21 protein-coding genes are annotated in these 22911 nt (G+C 63.3%); 9 read left to right on the forward strand and 12 right to left on the reverse strand.

The features are described from left to right. Positions 1 to 4: 4 nt before the first annotated feature. The gene (locus IVA88_RS01570) at positions 5 to 853 is read left to right on the forward strand and encodes a methyltransferase domain-containing protein (RefSeq protein WP_247495554.1); all 849 of its coding nucleotides are present in this window, start codon (positions 5 to 7) and stop codon (positions 851 to 853) included. A 67-nt stretch (positions 854 to 920) separates the two neighbouring features. Here IVA88_RS01570 and IVA88_RS01575 read toward each other — a convergent pair whose 3' ends face one another. The 6 genes from IVA88_RS01575 to IVA88_RS01600 all read right to left on the reverse strand — a co-directional run bounded on the left by IVA88_RS01575 (position 921) and on the right by IVA88_RS01600 (position 6641). After that, entirely contained in the window at positions 921 to 1331 is a 411-nt protein-coding gene (locus IVA88_RS01575; RefSeq protein WP_247495555.1) for a (deoxy)nucleoside triphosphate pyrophosphohydrolase, read from the reverse strand. 56 nt (positions 1332 to 1387) lie between these two features. Next, the gene (locus IVA88_RS01580; protein ID WP_247495556.1) at positions 1388 to 1918 is read right to left on the reverse strand and encodes a TadE/TadG family type IV pilus assembly protein; all 531 of its coding nucleotides are present in this window, start codon (positions 1916 to 1918) and stop codon (positions 1388 to 1390) included. Between the two features lie 17 nt (positions 1919 to 1935). Then, positions 1936 to 2496 carry a TadE/TadG family type IV pilus assembly protein gene (locus IVA88_RS01585; RefSeq protein WP_247495557.1) on the reverse strand — a complete coding sequence of 187 codons (561 nt, stop codon included), beginning with the start codon at positions 2494 to 2496 and terminating at the stop codon, positions 1936 to 1938. Positions 2497 to 2507: 11 nt separating this feature from the next. After that, entirely contained in the window at positions 2508 to 4070 is a 1563-nt protein-coding gene (locus IVA88_RS01590; RefSeq protein ID WP_247495558.1) for a pilus assembly protein TadG-related protein, read from the reverse strand. Between the two features lie 296 nt (positions 4071 to 4366). Continuing rightward, complete coding sequence (gene argJ, locus IVA88_RS01595; RefSeq protein WP_247495559.1) at positions 4367 to 5608, reverse strand: bifunctional glutamate N-acetyltransferase/amino-acid acetyltransferase ArgJ; 1242 nt, start codon at positions 5606 to 5608, stop codon at positions 4367 to 4369. Positions 5609 to 5708: 100 nt separating this feature from the next. Continuing rightward, positions 5709 to 6641, reverse strand: a complete 933-nt coding sequence (locus IVA88_RS01600; RefSeq protein WP_247495560.1) for a peptidylprolyl isomerase — start codon at positions 6639 to 6641, stop codon at positions 5709 to 5711. Positions 6642 to 6996: 355 nt separating this feature from the next. On the opposite strand from IVA88_RS01600, the gene secA reads away from it, so the two are divergent. Beyond that, positions 6997 to 9837 (forward strand): preprotein translocase subunit SecA, encoded by a 2841-nt coding sequence (gene secA / locus IVA88_RS01605; RefSeq protein WP_247495561.1) that lies wholly within the window; start codon positions 6997 to 6999, stop codon positions 9835 to 9837. A gap of 60 nt (positions 9838 to 9897) precedes the next feature. On the opposite strand, the gene IVA88_RS01610 is transcribed toward secA, so the two are convergent. Next, on the reverse strand, positions 9898 to 10332 hold the full coding sequence (locus tag IVA88_RS01610; protein WP_007599198.1) for a MarR family transcriptional regulator: 435 nt from the start codon (positions 10330 to 10332) through the stop codon (positions 9898 to 9900). A gap of 178 nt (positions 10333 to 10510) precedes the next feature. On the opposite strand from IVA88_RS01610, the gene IVA88_RS01615 reads away from it, so the two are divergent. The 7 genes from IVA88_RS01615 (at position 10511) to IVA88_RS01645 (ending at position 18071) form a co-directional block, all read left to right on the forward strand. Next, positions 10511 to 11698, forward strand: a complete 1188-nt coding sequence (locus tag IVA88_RS01615) for a substrate-binding domain-containing protein (RefSeq protein ID WP_247495562.1) — start codon at positions 10511 to 10513, stop codon at positions 11696 to 11698. A gap of 166 nt (positions 11699 to 11864) precedes the next feature. Then, on the forward strand, positions 11865 to 13379 hold the full coding sequence (locus tag IVA88_RS01620) for an amidase (protein WP_247495563.1): 1515 nt from the start codon (positions 11865 to 11867) through the stop codon (positions 13377 to 13379). A 90-nt stretch (positions 13380 to 13469) separates the two neighbouring features. Continuing rightward, the gene (locus tag IVA88_RS01625) at positions 13470 to 14327 is read left to right on the forward strand and encodes a branched-chain amino acid ABC transporter permease (RefSeq protein ID WP_247495564.1); all 858 of its coding nucleotides are present in this window, start codon (positions 13470 to 13472) and stop codon (positions 14325 to 14327) included. Between the two features lie 4 nt (positions 14328 to 14331). After that, entirely contained in the window at positions 14332 to 15549 is a 1218-nt protein-coding gene (locus tag IVA88_RS01630; RefSeq protein WP_007599205.1) for a substrate-binding protein, read from the forward strand. A 6-nt stretch (positions 15550 to 15555) separates the two neighbouring features. Then, positions 15556 to 16662 carry a branched-chain amino acid ABC transporter permease gene (locus IVA88_RS01635; RefSeq protein ID WP_247495565.1) on the forward strand — a complete coding sequence of 369 codons (1107 nt, stop codon included), beginning with the start codon at positions 15556 to 15558 and terminating at the stop codon, positions 16660 to 16662. Next, positions 16649 to 17383 carry an ABC transporter ATP-binding protein gene (locus tag IVA88_RS01640; RefSeq protein ID WP_247495566.1) on the forward strand — a complete coding sequence of 245 codons (735 nt, stop codon included), beginning with the start codon at positions 16649 to 16651 and terminating at the stop codon, positions 17381 to 17383. The genes IVA88_RS01635 and IVA88_RS01640 overlap by 14 nt, the downstream gene beginning before the upstream one ends. Further along, positions 17376 to 18071 (forward strand): ABC transporter ATP-binding protein, encoded by a 696-nt coding sequence (locus IVA88_RS01645; protein ID WP_007599215.1) that lies wholly within the window; start codon positions 17376 to 17378, stop codon positions 18069 to 18071. The genes IVA88_RS01640 and IVA88_RS01645 overlap by 8 nt, the downstream gene beginning before the upstream one ends. A gap of 34 nt (positions 18072 to 18105) precedes the next feature. Here IVA88_RS01645 and IVA88_RS01650 read toward each other — a convergent pair whose 3' ends face one another. The 5 genes from IVA88_RS01650 to xerD all read right to left on the reverse strand — a co-directional run bounded on the left by IVA88_RS01650 (position 18106) and on the right by xerD (position 22903). After that, positions 18106 to 18510 carry a PIN domain-containing protein gene (locus tag IVA88_RS01650; protein ID WP_247495567.1) on the reverse strand — a complete coding sequence of 135 codons (405 nt, stop codon included), beginning with the start codon at positions 18508 to 18510 and terminating at the stop codon, positions 18106 to 18108. After that, positions 18507 to 18743 (reverse strand): AbrB/MazE/SpoVT family DNA-binding domain-containing protein, encoded by a 237-nt coding sequence (locus IVA88_RS01655; protein ID WP_247495568.1) that lies wholly within the window; start codon positions 18741 to 18743, stop codon positions 18507 to 18509. Before IVA88_RS01655 ends, IVA88_RS01650 begins: the two co-directional genes overlap by 4 nt. Positions 18744 to 18862: 119 nt before the next feature. Continuing rightward, on the reverse strand, positions 18863 to 20395 hold the full coding sequence (locus IVA88_RS01660) for a murein L,D-transpeptidase family protein (protein WP_247495569.1): 1533 nt from the start codon (positions 20393 to 20395) through the stop codon (positions 18863 to 18865). A gap of 360 nt (positions 20396 to 20755) precedes the next feature. Further along, positions 20756 to 21718 (reverse strand): acetyl-CoA carboxylase carboxyltransferase subunit alpha, encoded by a 963-nt coding sequence (locus IVA88_RS01665; RefSeq protein WP_247495570.1) that lies wholly within the window; start codon positions 21716 to 21718, stop codon positions 20756 to 20758. A gap of 201 nt (positions 21719 to 21919) precedes the next feature. After that, positions 21920 to 22903 carry a site-specific tyrosine recombinase XerD gene (gene xerD, locus IVA88_RS01670; RefSeq protein WP_247495571.1) on the reverse strand — a complete coding sequence of 328 codons (984 nt, stop codon included), beginning with the start codon at positions 22901 to 22903 and terminating at the stop codon, positions 21920 to 21922. Positions 22904 to 22911: the final 8 nt, after the last annotated feature.

Here is a 22911-nt window from a genome sequence, read left to right on the forward strand (position 1 = left end):
CGGCATGGCTCAGACTCTGCAAACCCCGCCCGCTTTGTTCGATCGTGCTTTGCTCCATGCGCGGCAGCGGCGCGCGCAGGCGCAGGGCGAGGTCACCTTCCTGCTCGAGCGCGTCGCTGAAGACATGTCCGACCGGCTGGCCGCGGTGATGCGGGAGTTTCATGCAGCAGCCGATCTCTGGACGCCCGGCGAGGGTCTCGCGGTGCTGCACGCGCGACTGCCCTCGATCGAGCGCATTGAGCTCGATGCGTCGGGTGCGGAGAAGCTGCCCTTTGCACCGGAGAGCCTCGATCTCGTCGTGTCGGCGCTGGCGCTGCAATTCGTCAACGATTTGCCGGGTGTGCTCGCGCAAATCCGTCGCGCGCTGAGGCCGGACGGGCTGTTGCTCGCCGCGATGATCGGCGGCGACAGCCTGACCGAGCTGCGTCAGGCCTTTGCCGCGGCGGAGGCCGAATGCGAGGGCGGTGTTTCGCCGCGTGTGGCGCCGTTCGCGGATTTGCGCGACGTCGGCGCGCTATTGCAGCGCGCAGGCTTTGCGCTGCCAGTGACCGATGTCGATCGCGTCGTGGTGCGCTATGCCAATGCGTTCGCCCTGATGCAGGATCTCCGTCGCATGGGTGCCGCCAACGTGCTGATTGAAAGACGGCGCAGGCTGTCGCGGCGCGCGACGCTGCTGCGCATGGCCGAAATCTACGCCGAACGCTTTGCCGATGCGGACGGCCGCATCCGCGCGACATTCGACATCATCTGGCTCTCCGGCTGGGCGCCGCATGCGAGTCAGCAGCAGCCGCTGAAGCCGGGTTCGGCCAAGGCGAGCCTGGCGGAGGCGGTGAAGAAGGCGAGAGGGGATTGATGTGTCCCGGACGCGCCGCAGCGCATCGCTGAGGAAGTGCTGCCCTGCGTCCGGGGCACAGCACGTCTCACATCAGCAAATCGATCAAATGCGGGATCAGCGGAATGTCCGCGGGCGGCATCGGGTAGTCGCGCAGCTTGTTGGCGCGGACCCAGGCCAGGGTCTGGCCTTCGCGGGCCGTCACCTGCCCTTCCCAGCGCCGGCAGATATAGAGCGGCATCAGGAGATGAAAAGTCTCGTAGCCGTGGCTCGCAAAGGTCAGCGGCGCCAGGCAGGGTTCGGCGACGGTGATGCCGAGCTCCTCGTGGAGCTCGCGGATCAGGCTCTGCTCCGGGCGCTCGCCGGGTTCACACTTGCCGCCGGGAAATTCCCAGAGGCCGGCCAGCGTCTTGCCCTCCGGGCGCTGCGCGATCAGGACGCGCTTGTCGGCGTCGACGAGGGCGCAAGCAACGACAAGGATCAGCTTGAGATCGGCCATGCGGCTTTCATTAGCCGCAATCGCCGTGCGGTTCTACCGGCTCGGCCGGCGATATTTCAGCTGCATGGGTACTGTACGGCGGAGGAAACGCGCGGAAACAGATAATAGCTCTCGCCGATCGGGATAGTCCCGGTGATCGTATAGCCAAGGTTGGGCGTGTATTGATACGTCACCTCGCCGAGTATCAACGATGTGTTGGACGGCGAGGGCGTGCCGAGGGCCGCCGGCAAAGTCATCTGCTGAGCTACTTTCCGCGGGGTGCCGTTGAGTGCTTTGCTCCAGGTCACGGTGGCTTTGCCGCTGGCGTCCGTGGATACTTCCGACACGACTACCGTCGTATTCGCTGTGGTATAGGGAGCGATCGTCGCTGCCGATGCGCCAAGCATGGTGCTTAGCGACGCGTCGGTGACGCACGCGTTTCGTGACACCAGATCCGCGACCGTGTGGGCGGTTTCGCTGACCTTGACGCTGATGGCGAGCCCGTTCCCCAGTTCGACGCCGCCCACATAGAGCAGCAGCATGAACGGCACCACAATGGCGAATTCCACCGCGGCCACCGCGCGCGTGTCGGCCCACAAGTTTCGCACGTGATGAAGCCTCCGGCTCATGAGTTGACAAAGGCCTCGTTCATGAAAGCCGTGGATGACATGATCAGGCGGCTGCCATTCGACTGGTTCGCCAGATTGAAGCCGAGCGGACCCAAGAAAACCGGCCATTGATACATCACCCGCACGACAACGATGTCGCCCTGATTGCCGGGGTTGAATTGCCAGACGTTCGTCACGTTGCCGCTGCCGTCAAAGGTCAGGGCTGGCGAGCCAGTGTTCGCCGAAGACCATGATCCGGCTACTTGGACGTCGATCATCAACTTGCTGCAGTCGAACAAGATCACAACGTTGGAGCAGACTGCAGTGGCAAACTGGGCTTTGGTCATGCTCGCGGCCTGCGCCTGCCCCGTCAGGATCGCCCGGCTCGATTGGTTCACCACTTGCTCCAGGAGCTGCTGGGCAAAGAAAACAAGGAAGGTCTGGATGATTGCGAGCAACAAAGCGATGAATGCCGGGCCGATCAGCGCGAACTCGACCGCGGTTGCGCCGTTCCGGTCGGCAAAGAACGCGCGCCAGCGGCGGCGTTTGGTTGTGGGCACAGCGTGCGCGGCGGTCATGACTGCTTTCTCTACTGGGTCAGGCGCGGATCGGACGCGACCTTCAGGAACAGACTCTGGAGCGCGGACGTAATGTCGTCATCGGTCGCCACCTTTTTGTACAAATCGGGCGACGAGGCGCAGGCTTGCAGATTTGTCTCGATCTGGCTGGTCGAGCCGGTGGACGTGCTGTTGAAGGGGTAGATCCATGAATCGTACCAGCCGTTGGATTTATGGAGCGCCGAGTCGTCATATTCGGTGTAGATCACCGCGATTCGGATCTTCCTGTTCTTGATGGTGGTGCAGATCGCGGGGTCGAGCGGTTGCTGGCAGCGCTTACCAGTGAGTTTTTTATTGCAGGAGTTCGTGTACGGGTCGGTCGTAATGTTCACGTCCTCAAGGCCGTCGGTAACGAGGAAGACCACTTCCTGTGGCGTATCCTTGGCGACATTGGTGCCGTTGCCCGGAGTCGGCATGATCTTGTTGAGAGCGCTTAATCCGCCCGCGATGCTGGTGTCGGCGTCGCTATTATTGTTCGACGATGTCAGCCAGTTGTTCTTGTAGACCGGCAGGACCTGAATGTTGTCGGCTTTGCTCTGGATGGTCGCTACCGTGTAGCTGGTCGTCGTGGCGGGCGTCGTGGGCGTTTGCACCACCCCAGGTTTTCCGGAAGGTGCGAAGACCGCCGAACTGCTGCCGCTGGTCGGAGAATTGTTTAGAGCAGTATCGAAGGTATAGATCGCAACCCCATACGTATTTCTGTTGATGCTCGATATCTGATATGCCGTATTCATCAGCGCTTTGACCGCTTGCGTTACCCGATCGATCCGTAACGTCAGGCCAAGATTGCGAGCAAGCTGGTAGTTATCAATCCCGCCTGGATTGCCCAGATTGTCCGCGGCAGGATTAGTCTGGTGGCATGCGAATCCGCATCCTTTCGTCCCGGTCGATGAATCGACCTGCTTTTGCGTGTTCGCGATCAGCGTTTTGATGTCGCTCGAGGTCGCGCCGATCGCCATGGAAGGCGAGGCGTCCAGCAAGAGATAGAAATCGATGTTGGGCGCGCCCTGGTTGCGTGTCGCTGCCTGGCCTGCGAACGGCCAGCTCACCTGCTTGAGCACGCTCGGGAAGGCATTGTTTGCGGCCGCGGTGTAGCAAACCTGGACGTTGCGAACGACTTGGTTGTTTGAGTTGACAGGGTCAGCAAAGACTGAGTCGACGCCGGGGCAGGGAGCGTAGGTACAGTAGCCCGTTGTGGAGTCGGGTTTGCTGCAATTGACGGTGACCGTGAGAGTTGGGGGTGCCGCCAGGTTGTTGTTGCTGACCAGGCCATTCGCGGTGATGTTGAAAACGTTCTTCGCTGTAGTTTGGGCGACCTGCGGGCTCTTCTGCATCATCGTCGAGGTGACGGCGGCAACTGCGGCAGCATCGACGGCGGAGTCGAGATCGACCTTCATGTGCTGCGTATGCGTATAGTCCAGCGCCATGCCGAGCAGAAAGATTGTCGGAACCATCACAATTGCAAACATCACGGCGACGTTGGCCTTGCGATTTCTGGCAAAACGATACAACCAAGCGCGAAGCATGATCTTCATCCTAATCGCCGTGGGTCCCGGCAGAGGCAATTTCTCTGGCCGATCGGGGATCGAGGACCGGGAGCGCAACCGGGCGGCCTCTGACGACCTCTCGGCAGAGCGGAACTTTGAAGATGGGCTGTTAAGTAAAGCTTACGCCGATGGCGCGAACATGGATGGCCGAAAATCCGACGCTGCCGGATCGAGCGGCATCATTAACGAAGGCTAAATGCAGCCAGGAAATTGAAGCGAGTTCCTCGCCCGGCTGCATGCTGGATCTCGCTCTCCCGCGGAGAACCAAGGCAGGGAGATCGGATTTACGACCTGTAGTCCCCGTTGATCGCGACATACTCCTTAGTGAGGTCGCAGGTCAGCACGCGGTCGCGGCCCTTGCCGAGGCCGAGTGAGACCTTGATCGCGATCTCCGGCGCCTTCATTGCCTCCGACACCTGCGCCTCGTCGTAGTCGGGATCGCGCGCGCCGCTCCTGGCGACGCGGATGCCGTTGAAGGAGATCGAGAGCTTGTCGCGGTCGGCTGGCTCGCCGGCCTTGCCGACCGCCATCACCACGCGGCCCCAATTGGCGTCTTCGCCGGCGATCGCGGTCTTCACCAGCGGCGAGTTCGCGATCGACATCGCGATCTTGCGCGCCGAGGCCTTGGTCTTGGCGCCCTCGACGGTGATCTCGACCAGCTTGCGGGCGCCTTCGCCGTCGCGGGCCACCTGCTCGGAAAGATTGGCGAGCACCAGGTTGAACGCCTTGACGAAGGCCTTCAGGCGCGGGTCGCTGGCGCGGCTGATCTTTGGCGCGCCGTGTTCGGCGGCAGCGCCGGTGGCAAAGGCCAGCAGCGTATCCGAGGTCGAGGTGTCGCCGTCGATCGTGACCGCGTTGAACGTGTCCTCGACGCCGCTCTTGAGCAAGGCTTGCAGCGCGGCAGGCGCGATCGGTGCGTCGGTGAAGATGAAGGACAGCATCGTCGCCATGTCCGGCGCGATCATGCCGGCACCCTTGGCCATGCCGTTGATGGTGACCTTGGCCTTGCCGAGCTTCACGGTCGCGGTCGCGACCTTCGGAAAGGTGTCGGTGGTCATGATCGCCTTGGCTGCCGCCAGATAATCGCCGGCCTCGGCGGTTTCTGCGAGCCGCCCGAGCACGCCGTCGAACTTGGTCGCGTCCAGCGGTTCGCCGATCACGCCGGTCGAGGCCAGGAAGATTTCCCCCTCGGTGCATCCGACGGCCTTGGCCGCGATCCTGGCGGTCAGCGCGGTGGAGCTGCGGCCGGTCTTGCCGGTAAAGGCATTGGCATTGCCGGAATTGACCACCAGCGCGCGCGCCTTGCCGCCCTTGAGTTTGGCACGGCACCATTCCACCGGCGCGGAGGGGCATTTCGATTTGGTGAAGACGCCTGCGACCGCGGTGCCCTTGTCCATCACTGCGAGCAGAACGTCTGTGCGGTTCTTGTAGCGGATGCCGGCCTCGGCCGTCGCGAGACGGACCCCCGCGATCACGGGCATGTCGGGAACGTCTTTCGGGGCGAGGGGAGAAACGGAGGAGGACATCGGGGCGCCTTGGTGAGGTCTGGATATGCAGATGGCCGGGCATTTGCCCGGCCATTGCGACGTTAGATACTATCGGCGTCCGTGAAGTGACAGCGAATTCTTACTTCTTCGCCGGGGGCGCCATCTTGCTGTCGGCCGGCTTCGCATCGGAGGGCTTCGCCGCATCAGCCGGCTTGGCGTCCTTTGCCGCATCGGCCGGCTGATCCAGCCGCTCGACCTTGGCTTCCGCGCGCAGCTTGGCGACGTAGTCGGCCTGGGCCTTGCGGGTGACATACTGCTCGATCTGCGCCTTGACCTGCTCGAAGTCCGGCGCCTTGCGGCTGCGCTTTTCCTCGACTTTGATGACGTGCCAGCCGAACTGCGACTTCACGGGGTCGGAGATCTTGCCCGGCTCGAGCGCGAAGGCGATCGCCGAGAATTCCGGCACCATCTGCTCCTTGGTGAAGAAGCCGAGATCGCCGCCGTCGGCCGAGCCCGGATCCTTGGATTTCTTCTTGGCGAGCTCGGCGAAATCGGCGCCCTTGTCGAGCTCGGCCTTCACCGCCTTGGCCTCGTCCTCGGTCTCGACCAGGATGTGGCGGGCGTGCACCTCCTGCTCGCCGGTGATCTGCTTGGAGGCCTCCTCATAGACCTTCTTCATCGCGTCCGGGGTGGTGGCGGCCTTGCCCTCGCCGGCGAGCAGACTGTCCATCAGCAGGCGGTTGCGGGCGAACGCGAGGCGCTTCTTGAACTCCTCACCTTCGGCGACCTTCTTGTCCTCGGCCGCCTTGCCGACGATCTTCATGTCGATCAGGAAGGACAGGACGTTCTCGTCCTTGGTCGCGGGGTCCATCTGGGCGAGGCTCGGCCCAAGTTCCTCTTCGGCCATGGCGACGTCGCTCTTCTTGATCTCAGCGCCATTGACCTTCGCCAGCACCGGATCGTCGGCAGCCCGGCCGGGACCCGCGATCAGCGCCAGCGCAAGGCAGCCCACGAGGGCGGTGGCGAGGCCGAAGCGCAGGCCGGCTTTGGTTACCGGGAACGAGGTGGTCATGGAAAATCCTTTTGTTGAAGCAGGGGGCTGCTCGAGCGGGGCGGACACTCGCCCAATTCAGGGGGCCTTGGCAACGCGAAAAGTCTGTCAAAATGATGAATTAGCCGCAATGCGCCCGCCGTTGACAAGGCCCTGACCGGACCATATCTCTGCCCGGTCGCGTCCATGGCGATGGCGTTTATTTTGCTGCGTTTTTTGGCCGTTGAACCAGACTTGCCCAACTCCCACCCATATGGCGGATGGACCCCTCGCAGTCCGGGTTCTGGGGCCACCAGGCGTCACGGTGAGTTGATAGGCAGACGGGTGACAACCTCTTGGCTGCAATGCGGTTGAATCGCGAACACAGGAACAAGGCATGATCGGCGCGCTCGCCCGCAAGTTTTTCGGCTCCGCCAACGACCGGCGGGTGAAGGGATATCAGTCCCGCGTCAACGCGATCAACGCGTTGGAGCCCGAGGTCTCGAAGCTCTCCGACGAGGCGCTCAAGGCCCGCACCGCCGAGTTCAAGAAGCAGCTCGCCGAGGGCAAGACGCTGGACGACCTCCTGGTCCCCGCTTTCGCCACGGTCCGTGAAGCCGCCAAGCGCACCCTCGGCCAGCGCCATTTCGACGTCCAGCTGATCGGCGGCATGGTGCTGCACGAGGGCGACATCGCCGAGATGAAGACCGGCGAAGGCAAGACCCTGGTCGCAACGCTCGCGGTGTATCTCAACGCGCTCGCGGGCAAGGGCGTCCACGTCGTCACCGTCAACGACTATCTCGCCCGCCGCGACTCAGGCTGGATGGGCCAGATCTACGGCTTCCTCGGCCTGACCACCGGCGTGATCGTGCACGGCCTCGACGATTCCGAGCGCAAGGCGGCCTATGCCTGCGACATCACCTACGGCACCAACAACGAATACGGCTTCGACTATCTGCGCGACAACATGAAGTACCGGCTCGAGGACATGGTCCAGCGGCCGCACTTCTACGCTATCGTCGACGAAGTCGACTCCATCCTGATCGACGAGGCGCGCACGCCGCTGATCATTTCCGGCCCGCTCGACGACCGCTCCGACTTCTACAACACCATCGACGGCTTCCTGCCCAAGCTCGACAAGACCGACTACGACGTCGACGAGAAGCAGCGCACGGTCACGCTCACCGAAGCCGGCATGGAGAAGATCGAGGGGCTGCTGCGCGATGCCGGCCAGCTCAAGGGCGAGTCGCTCTACGACGTCGAGAACGTTTCCGTCGTGCATCACATCAACCAGGCGCTGCGCGCCCACACGCTGTTCACCCGCGACAAGGACTACATCGTCCGTGACGACGAGGTGGTGATCATCGACGAGTTCACCGGCCGCATGATGCAGGGCCGCCGCTATTCCGAAGGCCTGCACCAGGCGCTGGAAGCCAAGGAGCACGTCCAGGTCCAGCCGGAAAACCAGACGCTGGCCTCGATCACCTTCCAGAACTATTTCCGGATGTACGAAAAGCTCGCCGGCATGACCGGCACGGCGCTGACCGAAGCCGACGAACTGTTCGACATCTACAAGCTCGAGGTCGTGGAAATCCCGACCAACCTGCCGGTCGCCCGTCTGGACGAGGACGACGAGGTCTATCGCACCCAGAACGAGAAATACGCCGCGATCCTGGCCGAGATCGAGCGCGCCAATGCGCGGCTGCAGCCGGTGCTGGTCGGTACCGCCTCGATCGAAAAATCGGAAGTCATCGCCGAATACCTCAAGAAGCACGGCTACCGGCAGATCGATTTCGGCAACGAAAATTCGATGCAGAAGCTGTACGCCGCGGCCCGCGCCGGCAAACCGGCCAAGCTGTTCGCGGTGCTGAACGCGCGCTTCCACGAGCAGGAAGCCTACATCGTCGCGGAAGCCGGCGTGCCCGGCGCGATCACGATCGCGACCAACATGGCCGGCCGCGGCACCGACATCAAGCTCGGCGGCTCGCTGGACATGCGCATCCAGCAGGAAACCGCGGACATCGAGGACGAGGCCGAGAAGGCCAGGAAGATCGAACAGATCAAGGCCGACATCGAGCACTTCCGCGATATCGTGCTGAAGGCCGAGGAAGAGGTCGAGATCGAGCCGGCGAAGGGAAGCAAGCCCGCCAAGACCGTGAAGAAGCCCGGCGGCCTCTACATCATGGGCTCCGAGCGCCACGAATCCCGCCGCATCGACAACCAGCTTCGCGGCCGTTCTGGCCGTCAGGGCGACCCCGGCCGCTCGAAATTCTTCCTGTCGCTGGAAGACGATCTGATGCGCATCTTCGGCTCGGATCGCCTCGACAGCATGCTGCAGCGTCTCGGCCTGCAAGAGGGCGAGGCCATCATCCATCCCTGGATCAACAAGGCGCTCGAGAAGGCGCAGCAGAAGGTCGAGGCACGCAACTTCGACATCCGCAAGAACCTGCTCAAGTTCGACAACGTCCAGAACGACCAGCGCAAGGTGATCTTCGATCAGCGCGTCGAGCTGATGAAGGACGACAGCGTCGCCGAGACCGTCACCGACATGCGCCACGCCTTCATCGACGATCTCGTCGCCAAGCACGTCCCCGAGCATGCCTATGCCGAGCAGTGGGACGTCGCGGGCCTGAAGGAAGAGCTCAAGCGCGTGCTCGATCTCGACTTGCCGGTCGACGACTGGGCCAAGGAAGAGGGCATCGCCGACGAGGAGCTGCTCACGCGCATCGAGACCCGCGCCGACGAGCATATGGCGGCGAAGGTCGCGCAATGGGGTCCCGACGTGATGCGTTACGTCGAGAAGACCATTCTGCTCCAGACGCTAGACCATCTCTGGCGCGAGCACCTGGTCATGCTCGATCATCTGCGCCAGGTCATCGGCCTGCGCGGATACGGCCAGCGCGATCCGTTGCAGGAGTACAAGACCGAAGCCTTCAATCTCTTCCAGGAGATGAGCGCGCATCTGCGCGAGGCCGTCACCGCGCAACTGATGCGGGTCGAGATCGTGCCGCCGGAGCAGGAAGCCCCGGTGCTGCCGCCGATGGAAGCGCACAAATTCGACCCGAACACCGGCGAGGACGAAATGGCGCTCGCCAGCGTCACGCTCGGAGCGCAGGCCACCGACGCGGCGCTGCGTGATCCCAAAAACCCGTCAAGCTGGGGCAAGATCGGCCGCAACGAGGACTGTCCCTGCGGCTCAGGCAAGAAGTACAAGCACTGCCACGGGCGGTACGCGTAAGGCCGTATATTCCGCCTTCGCCGGAACGAAGTGAGTTGAGGGCGCGCGCTCAGCCGCCCCTCAATTCGAGCTGTCGATCAAGCTCTCCAGCAGGCGCTTCAATTCGCTCGTCGATTTGTCGCCGTAGCTCTCCAGGATGTGCTCCTCCTGGTCGACCGCGAGCGAGTTGAGCTTCTTGCTCAGCACCTTGCCGCGATCGGAGATGAACATCAGAACCTTGCGGCGATCGTTCGGGTCCTGCACGCGGTAGACCAGCGTGTCCGAGACCATGCGATCGATCATCTTGGTCAGCGTCGGATGATTGAGCAGCACGGCATCTGCAAGCTCGCCCATCGAATGGCCGTTGCCATCCGACAGCACTTTCAGGATGCGCCACTGCTCGACGGGCACGCCTTCCTTGCTCAACCGCAGTTCGAGCTGCCGGTTGATCTCCCGGTTGGCTTGCGCGAGCAGGTAGGCGAGGTGTTCGGTGATCGGGGTGTTCGGTTTTGCCACGGCTAAGACTTCGTCTTGACCCAAATGAGTGAATGTCTTGCAATCGATGCTGCATCTATATGCACTTCAATTCTTGAATATTCAATATTTTCAAAATAGGATATTGCCCAACAAAAGGGCGGGTGCCGCGGCCGCCTGCTGAATGAGCTTTCAAGTCTGGTGTCAGACAGGAGTTGGCGTGCGCGCGACGGTAAACTTCCCGGCTCACGGCGGTCCGGCGTTGCCGCCGTCCTTGCTGTTCAGGAATCTGTCGTCGTCGGCGGCGGATTTCGACCTGTCGCCGGTTGACGCGCATCTCATGAAGCGTCGCGGCGCACGTAACAAGCTCCGGATCGGCGGCTTCATCTGCTGCACCGGCTCGCCCGGTGTTTGGGGTCCGTGCGCGACAAGCAGCGCGCAGCTCGCGGTCGCCGAGATCAACAAGCGCGGCGGCATTCTCGGACGCGAGATCGAGCTTTCGATCTACGATGCCGGCGGCCCGATCGACGAGATCCTGAGCCGCGCCGAGCAGGCGATCGCGTCCGATGAGGTCGACCTCATCGTCGGGCTGCATACCAGCGCGGTGCGGGTGGCGCTGCGCAAGGTCACCACCCGCCACCGCATCCCCTACATCTACACGCCGGTCTACGAGGGCGGCGAGCAGACGCCGGGTGTCATGGCGATCGGCGAGACGCCGCGCTGGCAGAGCCGCCCGTCGATCCACTGGCTTGCCGACGTCAAGAAGGCGGCGCGCTGGTACCTGATCGGCAGCGACTATGTCTGGCCCTGGCAATCGCACCGCGCGGTGAAGCGCTACATCAAGGAGGCTGGCGGCCAGGTCGTCGGCGAAGAGTTCGTTCCGCTCGGCGAAGATAATCACGAGCCGCATCTGGAGCGCATCCGTGCAGCGAGGCCGGACGTCATCCTTATCTCGTTGATCGGCACCGACAGCATCACGTTCAATCGCGCGTTCGGCGAATGCGGGCTTGGCGCCACGACGCTGCGGCTGGCCGGGGCGATGGACGAGACCGTGCTGCTCGGAATCGGCGCCGACAACAGCGAGAATCTGTTCTGCGCCTCCGGCTATTTCCCCGGCATCGGATCGCGGGCCAACGACGATTTCCAGAGCCGCTATCGCGCGATGTTCGGGCCGAACGGCCCCCCGATCGGCTCGCTCGGTCAGTCCAGCTATGAGGGATTGCGCTTCCTCGAAGCCGTGGCGAACAAGGCGGGCACGCTAGCGATGGGGCCCATGCTCGCGGCCGGCCGCAACATCGTCTATGGCGGCGCGCGCGGCCCCGTCACCGTCAGGAACGGTCACACCCGGATGCAAATGTATCTTGCCGGGGCCGATGGCCTCGATTTCAAGCTGATCAAACCGGTCTGATGCCGGCGCGGCGATCCGCACACGCCCGAATCCAAAATAATACTTGAAAAGGAAAATATTTCCGTCTGTAATATCGGCGTGAAGCCGACTGGCCCGCGCCGTGCAGGCGCTACCTGGAGGCTGCCGCCCAAAGCCAGGGATCACAAGAAGCCTCAAGGAGAGCGCCGTGACAGTTGCCCTTCCCACCCCAGCCCAACTTCGCAGCGTCGCCGAACAGTGCGGCCTTGCGCTGTCCGATGACGATGTCGCCTCGTTCCGCGGCCTGATGCAGGGCTCGATCGAAGCTTACAATCTCGTCGGAGCCATGCCCGACGAGGTGCCCGAGGTCAAATATCCGCGCACGCCGGGCTATCGGCCCTCGCCGGAAGAGAACCCGCGCAACGCCTGGTATCGCAAGTCGACCGTAAAAGGTGCGGCGAGCGGCAAGCTCAAGGGCAAGACGGTCGCGCTGAAAGACAACATCATGCTCGCCGGCGTTCCCATGATGAACGGCTCGGCGACGCTGGAAGGCTACGTCCCCGATTTCGACGCCACCATCGTCACGCGCATGCTCGATGCCGGCGCCGAGATCGCCGGAAAAGTCCATTGCGAATCCTTCTGCATGTCCGGCGGCAGCCACACCAATGCGGTCGGCGCCGTCCACAATCCGCACAAGATGGGCTATTCGGCCGGCGGCTCGTCGTCAGGCAGCGGCGTCGTCGTCGCGCTCGGCGAGGTCGACATGGCGATCGGCGGCGATCAGGGCGGTTCGATCCGCATGCCGTCCTCGTTCTGCGGCACCTACGGCATGAAGCCGACCTGGGGTCTCGTGCCCTACACCGGCATCATGCCGATCGAGGTGTTCGTCGATCACACCGGCCCGATGACGGCGACCGTGGCCGACAACGCGCTGCTGCTGGAGGTGCTGGCCGGTGACGACGGCTACGATCCCCGCATCAAGGCGCCGGAGGTCGAGGAGTACACCAAGGCGCTCGGCCAGGGCGTGAAGGGCATGAAGATCGGCATTCTCAAGGAGGGCTTTGAGCAGGCGACGGCGGAAGCGGCCGTCAACGAAAGCGTGCGAGAGGCCGCCAAGCGCTTTAGGGATCTTGGCGCCACGGTCGAGACCGTTTCGATCCCGATGCATCTGGTGGGTCCGGCGATCTGGACGCCGATCGGCACCGAAGGCATGACCCAGACCATGATGTATGGCGACGGTTATGGCCTGTCCCGCTCCGATCTCTATTCGACCACGCTGATGGATTTCCATCGCGGCTGGCGGCGGCAGGCGGATTCACTGTCCGAGACCACAAAGCTGTTTCTGCTGCTCGGCACCTACATCAACAACAATTTCGGTCCCCGCTATTACGGCAAGGCCCTCAACATCTCCCGCCGCCTGACCGCGGCCTATGACAAGGCCTTCAAAGATTACGATTTGCTGCTGCTACCGACCACACCCATGAAGGCGACGAAGCTGCCGGAGCCCACGGCCAGCCGCGAGGACTATGTCGCGCGTGCGCTGGAGATGATCTCCAACACCGCGCCGTTCGACATCACCCACCATCCCGCGATGTCGCTGCCCTGCGGCATGATCGATGGCCTGCCCGTCGGCCTGATGCTGGTCGGCCGCATGTTCGAGGAATCCACTATCTACCGCGCCGCCCACGCCTTCGAGCAGATCGGCGACTGGAAGAAGATGTGAGCGAGGCATCGATGCAGGCGCACGGAACGCGTCAAAACAACAATCCAGAGCCCCGTTCCGATTGCATCGGAACGGGAAAGGCTCCGGCGCATGGCTAACGCGTTCGTCGCGGCGTTCGAGATCCTGAGCTTTGGCGCGATCATCGTCCTGATCGTGCTGGGGCTCGGGATCATCGCCAGCATGATGGGCATCTTCAACTTCGCCCAGGGCGAGTTCGTCCTGCTCGGGGCCTACATCACTTATCTCGCTTACGCCAAGGGCCTGCCGATTTGGACCGGCATGGTCGCAGCGCCCTTCGTAGTCGGCGCACTCGGCTTCATGCTGGAGGCACTGATCATCCGGCGTTTCTACGCAGCACCCATCGTCGCCATGCTCGGCACCTATGCGCTCGGCCTGATCATACGCGAATCCGTGCGCGGCCTGATCGGCGGCTTCTATCTCACCGTGCCGGAGCCGATCGGCGGCTCGATCGACATCGGCGCCATGCACATCTCGGCCTGGCGCTTCACCATCATCGTCATCACGGCGCTGGTGATGGTCTGCTGCTATCTCCTGCTGTCGCGCACGAACTTTGGCCTGCGCATGCGCGCCACGCTGGAGAACCCGTCGCTGGCGCGGGCCTCAGGCATCTCCACGCCCTTGATGTACGGCGCCACCTTCGCCTTTGGCTCGGCGCTTGCCGGCCTTGCCGGCGCGCTGATCGTGCCCGTGTTCAGTCTCTACGCCGATCTCGGCCTGCGCTTCCTGATCCAGGGTTTTGTCGCGGTCATGGTCGGCGGCGTCGGCTCCTTCATCGGGCCGGTCGCGGGCGCGGGCGTCATCGGCACGCTCAGTGCCGCACTGCCCTGGGTGATGGCGCCGGTCGTGGCCGACGTCCTCGTCTTCGTTCTCGCCATTGTTTTCATCAAATTCCGCCCGCAGGGCCTCATCGCTGGAAAAGGGGTTTAGTCACATGTCCGATCGTACTCAGCTGTCCCGCCGCCGCTTTCTCTCCAATTTCGCTTTTGCCTCCGGCGCGGTCGCAACCGGCGTTGGCAGCTGGGTGATTCCGGCGCCCTGGGCCAATGCGGCCGAAGCCCCGATCAAGGTCGGCATCGCCACCGACCTCACCGGGCCGATCGCCTACGCCGGCAATGCCGACGCCAACGTCGCCAAGATGGTGATCAAGGAGATCAACGCCGGCGGCGGTCTGCTCGGCCGTCCGCTCGAGCTCTATATCGAGGACACCGCCTCGAACGAATCCGTCGCTGTCGGCAACGTCCGCAAGCTGATCCAGCGCGACAAGGTCGACATGGTGCTCGGCGGCATCACCTCGTCGATGCGCAACGCCATCAAGGACCCGATCGTCGCGCGCGGCAAGACCCTCTACATCTATCCGCAGCTCTACGAAGGCAAGGAGTGCACGCCCTATCTGTTCTGCACCGGGCCGACACCCGCGCAGCAATGCGACGAATTCATTCCCTGGCTGATCAAGAACGGCGGCAAGAAGTTCGCGCTGCCGAGCGCCAACTACGTCTGGCCGCACACGCTCAACGTCTACGCCCGCAAGGTGATCGAGGCCAATGGCGGCGAGGTCGTGTTCGAGGAATATTATCCGCTCGACCAGGTCGACTTCTCCTCGACCGTCAACCGCATCATATCCAACAAGGTCGATGTCGTCTTCAACACAGTTATTCCGCCCGGCGTCGGTCCGTTCTTCAAGCAGCTTTATGAAGCCGGCTTCCTCAAGAACGGCGGCCGTCTGGCCTGCGTCTACTATGACGAGAACACGCTCAACATCAACCAGGCCGCCGAGATCGAGGGTCTCGCCAGCTGTCTCGATTATTTCAAGGTGCTGACCAAGGAGAATCCGTTCGACGCAAAAATCCAGGCGGCTTACGAGAAGGATTTCCCGGGCAACTTCCTGTTCGCCGCCGGCAGTGCCGCGACCGGCACCTATCGCGGCCTGAAGCTGTGGGAAGCCGCCGTCAAGGAAGCCGGCAAGATCGACCGCGAGTCGGTCGCCGCCACGCTGGATCACGCCAAGATCGCCGAAGGCCCGGGCGGGCCGGCCGAGATGGTGCCGGGCAAGCGGCACTGCAAGATGAAGATGTACACCGCGGTCGCCAAGGGCGGGAATTACGAGATCGTCGGACGTAGCGACGGGCTCGTCGATCCCAAGGAGTGTTAAGGTGGAATGCCGAAGTCGATGGGCGCGGTGAAACAGGTGATCCCCGCCAACACCGGCGGGGAGGCGGACGTCGCAATGGCTGAGCACGGATCAGCGAAGCAAGCCGCTCCGGGACGAAAGGTCTTGCCGATCGTGGAGGGCGTCGTGCTTGTCGCGGCGCTGGTCGCGCCGCTGCTGCTGCAGGACTATCTCACGGTGTTCGCGACGCGGGTGATCATCCTCGCGCTGTTCGCGCTGTCGTTCGATCTGGTGTGGGGCTATGCCGGCATCATGAGTTTCGGCCAGGCGCTGTTTTTTGGCTCGGCGGGCTATGGCGTGGCGCTGCTCGCGCGCGACCTCGATATCACCAACATCTTTCTGGTGCTGCCTGCGGGCACGTTGATCGGGCTCACCTTTGCGCTGCTGCTGGGGGGCTTCCTGCTGCTGGGACGGCATCCTTCCAGCGTGATCTTCGTCTCCCTGGGCACGCTGACCGGTTCCTACGCCGCCGATCGGCTCGCGCGCGGCTGGTACTATCTCGGCGGGCAGAACGGCATCCCCTCGATTTCGTCGATGACGCTCGGGACCTACGAATTCTCGGAAGGGCCGCCCTTCTATTATCTCGTGCTCGGCATCCTCATTGTGGTCTATCTCCTCTGCCGCTTCCTGGTGCGCTCGCAGTTCGGCCTTGCGCTGGCGGGTCTGCGCGAGAACGAGCAGCGCATCGCCTTCTTCGGCTACAAGGCGCAGCATCTCAAGGCGATCATTTTTGCGATCGGCGGCGCCGTCGCGGGTCTCGCCGGCAGCCTCTATGCCTTCCACGAGGGATTCGTCTGGCCCAACATGGTCGGCGTCGTCGTCTCGACGCAAGTCGTGCTCTACGTCCTGTTCGGCGGCTCTGGCACGCTGATCGGCGCCGTCATCGGCGCTGTCATCGTCGAGGGCGTCAGCTTCTGGCTGTCGGACAATTATCGCGAGGTCTGGCCGATCATCCTTGGCGTGCTGCTGTTGCTCGTGATTCTGTTCCGGCCGCTCGGCCTGATCAGTTTTGTGCTGGGCGAGCGCGAGCGGGTCGGCAGCTTTGGTGGCAAGTCCAGGGCGACCGGAAAGGAGAAGCGCAATGCCGCTCCTTGAAGCCACAGGCGTCAAAAAAATTTTTGGCAAGCTCACCGCGCTCGATGGTGCCGCGCTCACCGTCGGCGAGAACGAGTTTCACGGCCTGATCGGCCCGAACGGCTCCGGCAAGAGCACGCTGATGAAGTGCATTGCGGGAGCCGAGGTGCCCACCCAGGGCAAGGTCTCCTTCGTCAACACCGATATCACCGCGTTCACGCCGACGGAGCGCGCCCGCGCCGGCATGAGCCTGAAATTCCAGATCACCAGCGTGCTGCCGTCGTTGACGCTCTACGACAACATCCTGCTCGCGCTGCAGGCGCAGTCCTCGCTGTTCGATCTCGTGTTCTCGCGCACCCGCGGCGCGCTGCACGATCAAGTTATGACCATGCTGACGCAATTTCGCCTGGCCGACCGCGCTTTCGACGCGGCCGCGGCGCTGTCGCATGGCCAGCAGCAATGGTTGGAGATCGCGATGGCGCTTGCCGGCAAGCCGAAACTTCTGCTGCTCGACGAGCCGACCGGCGGCATGAGCCTGGAGGAGCGGCGCGTCACCGGTGAATTGCTGCAGCCGATCAAAAAACATTGCTCCCTCGTCATCGTCGAGCACGACCTCGATTTCATTCGCGACATCTGCGATCGGTTGACCGTGCTCGACCAGGGCAAGGTGCTGGCATCAGGCACGGTGTCGGAGATCCAGGCCAACAAGGCCGTCCAGGAGATCTATTTGCGCCGTGCCTGAATTTTTGGACATCAAGCATCTCGACGCCGGCTATGGCCGCAGCCAGGTCCTGTTCGACGTCAACCTCGGCATTCCCTGGCGCGGCGGTGTCGCCGTGCTCGGGCGCAACGGCGCCGGCAAGACCACGCTGATGAAGACAATCGTCGGCGAGCTGCCGGCGTGGAAGGGCGAGGTCGCCTTCGACGGCCGCGACATCAGCCGCCGCGCGACCCAGGAACGCGTGCGCGCCGGCATCGGCTACGTTCCGCAGGAACACTCGGTGTTCGCGCGCCTGTCGGTGCGCGACAATCTCGCGGTCGGCTCGCTCGCGAGCAGGAAGGCCGACGCGGTCGACCACGTGCTGACCATCTTCCCAAAACTCGGCCAGCGCCTCGACCAGCCCGCTGGCACGCTTTCCGGGGGCGAGCGCAAGATGCTCGCCATCGGCCGCGCCATGCTGGGTGATCCAAAACTGCTGCTGCTCGACGAGCCGACCGAAGGCGTCTGGATCGGCGTGATCGAGGAGATCACCGAGCGCCTGATCGAACTCGCGAAAACCATCGCCGTCATCATCGTCGAGCAGCACCTCGACCTCGCGCTCCGCGTCGCCGATTACGCCTATGTGCTCGACCGCGGCCGCGTCGCGCTGCAAGGCGAGGCAGGCGAGGTGAGGGGCAATCCGGAGCTGCTGCGGTATCTGGCGCCGTAGGTTGCGCTGATAGCGGCTCGCTAGCGTCGGACGCCTATGGCATGTTTCCGAGGAACGGATTGACAATGGTGAGGCCGCCGACATTACGGCCATGCTGCATATCTTCGCTGTAGAGCGTATCGCAGCCTGCCTCGATCGCGGCGGCGACGATCAATGCATCGTAGAAAGCGAAGCCATCATCTCGTGCGAGCGCAAGAGCCGCACGGCTGATCTTTGCCGTCAGCGCGAACGCCGGATCGAGCGCATTGTCGATATCATCGAACACAAGCTCGATGTCGCGCCAGCTGATTCCCTGCTTCTTCCGCAAGACGTTTGCCAATTCGTTCAGGACTTGCACGCTGATGGTGCCGCCCTGGTCGATCAGGTCTCGAGAGATGGTTGCCTTGGTGCCAGTCTGCTGCGCGTAAACGAGAATGTTGGTATCCAGAAATGCCCTCACCGCTCGTTCGCCTCATCGCGATCGAACTTGTAGTCAGCAGGGAGGGGCGGCCAGTTGCGTGCGCGCATATTTTCGATTGCCCGCCGACGACGCTCTTCCCTGGTCTCGACCTCGATCTTTCCCTTGTGGGCGGCGACGACGTCGAGTTCGTCGCCTTCCTTAAGGCTCAGTTCCTCGACCAAAGCCTTGGGCAGGCGAACTGCAAGGCTGTTGCCCCATTTGGAGACCTGCATCGCACACTCCCATGATATACAAAACCTATTTGTATATCATGAAGTATATATCATCGGAATTCAAGGCCCCCAGGCCGTCAACCGACGGAATACATGAAGAGTGAGGGACTTGCTCGCTCCTACTTCACCGCTCCAAACCGGCTGTCGAACGAGTTCGACTGCACCACCGGCGCGGCTCCCATGATCTGGGTCGCTTCACCCGCGCCATCCGACCCCGACGGCTTGAGCGCAGGACGGGTTGCGGCGAGGCGGGTGTCGGGCTTCGCAGGTTCAGCGGGCTTGGCGGCGGCAACGGCTGGCTTCGGCGCGTCCTTGGACGTGTCGCGACCCGGCACGAACCGGGTCACCGCGGCCTTCAGCCGGGACGCTGCGGTGGGCGGTGTCGTGGTCGTCGCGGCCGGGGCGACGGATGCCGTGGCCTGCGGCGTTGGCGTGGTCGCCGTCGCGTCGGCGTTGCCCACGCCCATCTTGCGGCCGAGATTCGAGAAGAAGCCGGATTTCTCGGGCGGAGCTGCGGTGGCGACGCGGGCGTTGGCGGCGGGCGCGCTGACGGCGACGACCGGCTCTTCCCGCGGCGAGGGCGCGGCTGCATCGAGATTCGGTTTCGGCGGATTGACGTGGCCGGGGATCGTGCCCGGTGCCTTCGCCATCGCCAGCATCTGCAAGGTCGTGCCTTCGGCGCCCTCCGACAGGCCGGTCGAGCCTTCCGGAATCTTCGCGGCAAAAATCTTGTTCATGCCGCCGTCGATGCCGGTGTTCATGCGCGCAACCGGCGTGCCGCGGGAAACCAGCTTGTTGTATTCGGCCTGATCGCGTGCATCCTTCTCGCGCACGGCGCTGACGATGTCCTCGGGGATCACATAGGCCGGACATTTTGCCGAGGCGTCGAACACCGGATCGCGCTTGGCGTCGGGCGGCTTCGCCGCGTCGAAGACGTACTTCTTCTCGCAGAAATCGACCTTCGGCTCCTGCCGCGTCACCTCGAAATGATCATAGCCTTCCTTGATCATCTTCCAGAACGGCATGTTCGGATTGTTCCGGTGCTTGGCCATGTTCACCGGCGTCATCTTGAAAGGAAAGGCCTGCAGCTGGAACGCCTTCTGGCCGCCGAAGAACGACTCGCGCCCAAGCGAATAGATCTCGGCGATCTGCTCGTCCGTCATCGCGTAGCAACCGCGCGACGAACAATCGCCATGCACCATCAGCTGCGAGCCGCTGCGGCCCAAGGCCTTGTCGAACGCGTTCGGATAACCCGTGTTGAACGACAGGTAATAGGCCGACTGCGGATTCATCTGGCTCGGATTGATCGAGTAGAATCCCTCCGGCGCCTGGCGGTCGCCTTCGCGCACCTTCGGGCCGAGGTCGCCCGACCAGCGGCAGATCGGATAGGTCTTGAGCAGCGCGAACTGGCCGTTGCGGGTCTGCTTCCAGACCTCGAGCTCGGCCTCCTGCTTGAAGAGGCGCACCAGGATCGGCGATTGCAGGTCCATGTCCTTCTCGGCCATCGCGGCGAGAAGTTTTGGCGGGACCGGCTGGTTGGCCTTGGCATTGGTCGCAAGCGAAACCTGGTCGGTGTCGCAGCCGGCCAGCACAAAGCTGGCGGCAAGCGCCACCGAAACCAAAAACGCGCGCGCAAGCGAACGAGAAATCAAGATGGACCCCACACCGTCCAGGGCATCGCGCAAACCCCAATCTTGAAACATGATCGGACCGGAGACCCGGACCCGTCGCGACGGGCTTGTTCAGATCACGCTCCAGCGCTTATGCCCTGAAGCCATTAATTAAAATTCTAACCTCCGGGTCATGTGGTCGCAACCCGAACGGGGATCACGAGCCCGTTGGCCCAAAGGCGTGGTCAACGAAGACTTAAACTGGGCTGAAACTTGGGCCTTGCGGCCAGACCGGTACAGAGATCGCTGATTTGGGCAAAAAAAGGGTTAACGCGGGGTTACTGCGTAGCTCTTCACCTCCCCCGCGAGCGGGGAGGGAGCGCACCACCGTTGCGGCCCGAATCAGCCCAGTTTCCGGCCGATATCGAGGAATTTCTGCCGCCGCTGCTTGCGGATGGCGTCACCGTCGAGGCCGCGCAGCTCGTCAAAGGCCTTGGCGATGGCGTCGCCCGTGGTGGCGATCATGGCGGCGGGGTCGCGATGGGCGCCGCCGACCGGCTCCTTGAGAATGCTGTCGATCACGCCGAAGCGGAGCATGTCCTGGGCGGTGATCTTCATGTTGTTGGCGGCTTCCTGCGCCTTGGAGCCGTCGCGCCAGAGGATCGAGGAGGCGGCCTCGGGCGAGATCACGCTGTAGATCGCGTGCTCCAGCATCAGGACCTTGTTGGCGGTGGTGATGGCGATGGCGCCGCCCGACATGCCCTCACCAGTGATGATGGCGACGTTCGGCACGGTCAGCGCCATGCAGGCATCGGTCGAGCGCGCGATCGCCTCGGCCTGGCCGCGCTCTTCGGCGCCGATGCCGGGATAGGCGCCGGCGGAATCGGCGAGCGACAGCACCGGCAGGCCGAACCGCTCGGCCATCTCCATCAGCCGCACGCATTTGCGATAGCCCTCGGGCCGCGCCATGCCGAAATTATGCTTGATACGGCTCTCGGTGGAATCGCCCTTTTCCTGGCCCATCACGCAGATGGCCTCACCGCGGAAGCGGCCGAAGCCGGCTACCAGCGCCTCGTCCTCGCCGAATTTGCGGTCGCCGGCGAGCGGAGTGAACTCGGTGATCAGGCCCTTGATGAAGTCGTTGAAATGTGGCCGCTGCGGATGCCGCGCGACCAGCGTCTTCTGCCACGGCGTCAGGTTCAGATAGAGGTCGGCCACCGCCTGCGCGGCCTTGTCCTCGATCCGCCCGATCTCCTCGGCGATGTCGCTGCCGGAGGCCGCAAGCGTCCTCAATTCGTCGAGCTTGGAATCGAGCTCGGCGACGGGCTTTTCGAAATCGAGATAGCTGCGCATCTGGTCTGGCATCAACTCAATATAGGGAGGACGGGGCGAGGCGGCGAAGCGGATTCGATGTCGCGGAAAGAAGTCTAGGTTCGTCAATGAGTTGGCTAGTGTGCTCGCAAGGAGCGCAGGCCAAATCAATCGTAAGGCCACGGCTCTTTCTGCGGAGATGTGGCCGAAGTCAAGGCGGTTTCGGGCTTGGCCTGCAGCTGGGTACGCCCAGCCCTACTTCTCCGCCAGCGGGTGCAGGTCGCGGACCAGGCTCTTCAGCCGCTCCTCGACCACGTGGGTGTAGATCTGGGTCGTCGAGATGTCGGTGTGGCCGAGCAGCGTCTGCACGATGCGCAGATCGGCACCGTTGTGAAGCAGGTGACTGGCGAAGGCGTGGCGCAGCACGTGTGGGGAGACCAGCCGGGCCTGGAGGCCCGAAGCCACCGCGAGCTCCTTCAGGTCGCGGGCAAAATGCTGCCGCGTCAGATGCCCGCTCTCGCCGAACGAGGGGAACAACCATTTCGAAGCCGCCAAGCTGTTCGTCTTGTCCGTCTTCGCGTTTATCTTGGCGGCCTCCGTCGCCGCGAGATAATCGGCCATCGCCTGACGCGAGGCCTCATTGAGCGGCACCAGCCGTTCCTTGTTGCCCTTGCCGCGCACCACGATCATGCGGGCGTCGCGCTTCGCGGCCGTGCGCGGCAGCGCCACCAGCTCGGAGACACGCAGGCCGGTGGCGTAGAGCACCTCGAGCAGGCAATAGAGTCTCAGAGAGCGCAGCCGTTTCGAGGGCGAGGCATCCTCCGCTTCGCTCAATTCCTTGGCGCGGCGGAGCATGCGGTCGACATCCGCGATCGACAGCACCTTCGGCAGGCCGCGGCCGCGCTTGGGGCCGGACAGGATCGCCGCGGGATCGTCGGTTCTGATCCGTTCGCTCAGGAGGAAGCGATAGAGATGCCGCATCGCCGACAGCCGCCGCGCGACACTGGTGGACTTGAAGCCGCGCGTGTCGAGATCGGCGAGATAGTCGCGTAGCGTCTCCGTCGCCGCGTCCGCGAATGTATGGCCGACGCGGCCGAGAAACTCGGAGAAGTCGGTGAGGTCGCGGCGGTAGGCATCAAGCGTATTGGGGCCGGCGCCCTGTTCCGCCGCGAGCATGTCGAGGAACAGGCCGGTGAGCTTGGCGTCTGAGGGCTTGTTAGCGGAAGATCTGGCACGCATGCCCGGCA

The organism is Bradyrhizobium sp. 149, assembly GCF_023073915.1.
GTDB lineage: Bacteria > Pseudomonadota > Alphaproteobacteria > Rhizobiales > Xanthobacteraceae > Bradyrhizobium.

What these genes read in the sequence shown, in the direction of transcription:
- IVA88_RS01590 (WP_247495558.1), bottom strand. Translation starts at nt 4,070, where the DNA reads ATGAAGATCATGCTTCGCGCTTGGTTGTATCGTTTTGCCAGAAATCGC.
- IVA88_RS01655 (WP_247495568.1), bottom strand. Translation starts at nt 18,743, where the DNA reads ATGCAGGTCTCCAAATGGGGCAACAGCCTTGCAGTTCGCCTGCCCAAG.
- IVA88_RS01585 (WP_247495557.1), bottom strand. Translation starts at nt 2,496, where the DNA reads ATGACCGCCGCGCACGCTGTGCCCACAACCAAACGCCGCCGCTGGCGC.
- IVA88_RS01600 (WP_247495560.1), bottom strand. Translation starts at nt 6,641, where the DNA reads ATGACCACCTCGTTCCCGGTAACCAAAGCCGGCCTGCGCTTCGGCCTC.
- argJ (WP_247495559.1), bottom strand. Translation starts at nt 5,608, where the DNA reads ATGTCCTCCTCCGTTTCTCCCCTCGCCCCGAAAGACGTTCCCGACATG.
- IVA88_RS01570 (WP_247495554.1), top strand. Translation starts at nt 5, where the DNA reads ATGGCTCAGACTCTGCAAACCCCGCCCGCTTTGTTCGATCGTGCTTTG.
- IVA88_RS01625 (WP_247495564.1), top strand. Translation starts at nt 13,470, where the DNA reads ATGGCTAACGCGTTCGTCGCGGCGTTCGAGATCCTGAGCTTTGGCGCG.
- IVA88_RS01630 (WP_007599205.1), top strand. Translation starts at nt 14,332, where the DNA reads ATGTCCGATCGTACTCAGCTGTCCCGCCGCCGCTTTCTCTCCAATTTC.
- IVA88_RS01635 (WP_247495565.1), top strand. Translation starts at nt 15,556, where the DNA reads ATGCCGAAGTCGATGGGCGCGGTGAAACAGGTGATCCCCGCCAACACC.
- xerD (WP_247495571.1), bottom strand. Translation starts at nt 22,903, where the DNA reads ATGCGTGCCAGATCTTCCGCTAACAAGCCCTCAGACGCCAAGCTCACC.
- IVA88_RS01665 (WP_247495570.1), bottom strand. Translation starts at nt 21,718, where the DNA reads ATGCCAGACCAGATGCGCAGCTATCTCGATTTCGAAAAGCCCGTCGCC.
- IVA88_RS01640 (WP_247495566.1), top strand. Translation starts at nt 16,649, where the DNA reads ATGCCGCTCCTTGAAGCCACAGGCGTCAAAAAAATTTTTGGCAAGCTC.
- IVA88_RS01575 (WP_247495555.1), bottom strand. Translation starts at nt 1,331, where the DNA reads ATGGCCGATCTCAAGCTGATCCTTGTCGTTGCTTGCGCCCTCGTCGAC.
- secA (WP_247495561.1), top strand. Translation starts at nt 6,997, where the DNA reads ATGATCGGCGCGCTCGCCCGCAAGTTTTTCGGCTCCGCCAACGACCGG.